This is a genomic window from Actinocrinis sp., from assembly GCF_035946395.1.
In the GTDB taxonomy this organism is placed as follows: Bacteria; Actinomycetota; Actinomycetes; order Streptomycetales; family Catenulisporaceae; genus Actinocrinis.
Genome location: NZ_DASYZI010000050.1, coordinates 1 through 2,515, shown reverse-complemented (window position 1 = coordinate 2,515; position 2,515 = coordinate 1). Strand labels below are relative to the sequence as shown.

General features: G+C 66.4%; 2 protein-coding genes. One reads left to right on the top strand and one right to left on the bottom strand.

Annotated features, from left to right (window positions below; all coding sequences use genetic code 11):
- Positions 1–2 precede the first annotated feature (2 nt).
- The gene (locus tag VGS97_RS03315) at positions 3–857 is read right to left on the bottom strand and encodes an NAD(+)/NADH kinase (protein ID WP_349261960.1); all 855 of its coding nucleotides are present in this window, start codon (positions 855–857) and stop codon (positions 3–5) included.
- Between the two features lie 381 nt (positions 858–1,238).
- Here VGS97_RS03315 and VGS97_RS03310 point away from each other — a divergent pair.
- Positions 1,239–2,515, top strand: a 1,277-nt coding sequence (locus VGS97_RS03310; RefSeq protein ID WP_349261959.1) for a hypothetical protein, incomplete at its 3' end; no start/stop codon positions are given.

The following is a 2,515-nucleotide window of genomic DNA, read 5'->3' as shown; positions in this document are numbered from 1 at the left end:
CATCAGTCCGCCTCCACACTGCCGCTCACACGCAGTTTGCGGCGCGCCCGCTCGTAGAAAGTCGTATTACCAAGACGTACTACCCGGGCCGCGGCCCGGCTCGCCGTGACTTCCAGCCGGTCACCGGCTCCCAAACGCGTGGCCACCGCACCGTCGACCTCCACGGCGAGCGGTCCGCACGTCGGCAGCAGATTGAGCGTGACCGCTTCGTCCGCAGACAACATGATCGCGCGGTTGAACGCCGAGTGCGCCGACGCGGGAATCACCAGGAATCCTTCGACTGTCGGCGAAACGATCGGGCCGCTGGCCGAGAAGCTGTACGCGGTCGAGCCGGTCGACGTGGACACGATCACCGCGTCGGCGGCGTAACGCACAAACGGCTCGCCCTTAACCAGGACCTCGACCACGGCCATTCCGTCGCCGGGGATACGCACCAACGCGATGTCGTTGAATGCGGTCGCCATCTGCCCATCCGGCAACCGTGCGGCCACGGCCATCCGCTGCTCGACCTGATACCGGTGCTCGTCGATGCTCGTCAGTGCTTGCGCGAGGTCCTTCACGTCGATCTCGGCGAGGAAGCCGAGCCGGCCCAGATTCACGCCGAGCACCGGCGTGGCGTGCCCGGCGGCCATGCGCATGCTGCGCAGCATCGTGCCGTCGCCGCCGAGGCTCACCAGCAGATCCGCGCGTCGCACCAACTCGTCCGCATCCACAGCCACCGCGCTGCAATCGATGCGCCCGATCTCTTCGGGCAACCCGAGCACCGTCCCGCTGCGCATCGTGGCCCATTCCACGATCGCGTCGACAGCGATCTTCGAATCACGCCGTGGGTGCAGCACGAGCCCCACAGTGCTCACCATGCCCATGTCAGAACCTTATGGCAGCGCCGCCCAGCCGCCACGGATTACGGATTCGCGCAACGCCCCAGTCCCGCCGACGCTCCACGTTACTGGGCTCGTCGAACGTGGCTGTGGCCGACCCTGTGCCACTGGCGCTCCACGTTCGACGAGGGCGTTTTTGCCGTCGTTCGTTCTTCTATGAGAGCGTAACGCTCGCCACGACAAGCCACGTTCATCGCAGTCGGCACCGGCAGTGCGGGGGTTGGAGGACCACGGATGACTTCGCGCCCGACGCTTGTTGCAGCGCAGGAAGCCGCGAATCAAGCCACCAGCCGGCGACGGTGGTTCCCATGGTCCATCCGGTCCGCGGCCGATCGCGCTTTCGTAGCAATTCCTCCGTTGATATGGCTGATCTTCGCGTGGCATCGGCGGTGGATCACGGACGACGGGCTGATCGCGGCGCGCACGGTCCGCGAGATCCTGGCCGGCAACGGCCCGGTGTTCAACCCCGGCGAGCGCGTGGAAGCCAACACCTCGGTGCTGTGGACGTGGCTGATTGCCGGGCTCAGCTGGATCTCCAGAGCCGACGTGTACAAGGTCATGATGTACACCGGCCTGCTCTTGGCGCCGCTCGGCCTCTTGTTCGCCCTGCTCGGCGCACGCAAGCTGCACAGACGCAACGCACCCGGCCGCCGACTCATCCCACTCGGCGCGATGGTCGTCGCGGCCCTGCCCCCGTTCTGGGACTTCGCCACCTCAGGGCTGGAAGAGTCACTGATCTTCTGCTGGCTGGGTCTGTGCTGGTGGCTGCTGTGCGGCATCGACCCCGACCCCGACCCAGAATCCGGATCCGCCGGTCGCCGCGCGTACACGACCGCATTCGTCCTTGGCCTCGGCTGGCTGGTGCGCCCGGACATGGCCCTCGGCACCATCTGCTTCCTCGTCGGGTTCTGGTTTGCGCTGCGCCCCACCCTGCGCCGTGCCGTTGCGTTGTCAGCGACCGCCGCAGCGCTCCCGCTGGCCTACGAGCTCTTCCGAATGGGTTACTACGGACTCCTGGCCCCGAACACGGCTCTCGTAAAGGAAGCCTCGGCAGTCCATTTCAGCCTCGGCCTCGCATACTTCGGCAACTACGCTGCTCCCTACTATCTGTGGGTGCCCGCCCTGCTCCTTCTCGCCGCCGCCTCGGTGGCTGTTGCATGGCGTCGCTTCGACCGTCGGGACATCGCGGTCGTGGCGGCCGTCGTGGCGTCCGCCCTGCTGATGCTGCTGTATGTAGTCGAAATCGGCGGCGACTTCATGCACGCGCGCATGCTGCTTCCCGGGACGTTCCTGCTGCTCTGCCCAATCAGCGCACTCCCGCTGCCGCCGCGAACCGCTTTACGCAGCTTCGCGCTGACATCGGCCACGAGCGCAGGCGTGCTTGTCTGGGCACTCCTCTGCGCGACGTTCTGGCGGCTACCGCAGACGCCCAACTACATCCCGTCGAGCGGAATCACGAACGAGCGCGCATTCTGGTCCGAGCGAGTCGGCGCCGCAAACCCCGTCGACGCAACGCCCTACGTGCAGGCCATACTCGGTAACGACGGCGACCCGCGATCAATCGCCTGGCTACTGCTCAACGTCGGCACCCCAAGTCACCCAGTGTTTCTGCTTTCCAGCCCAGCAACGCACAT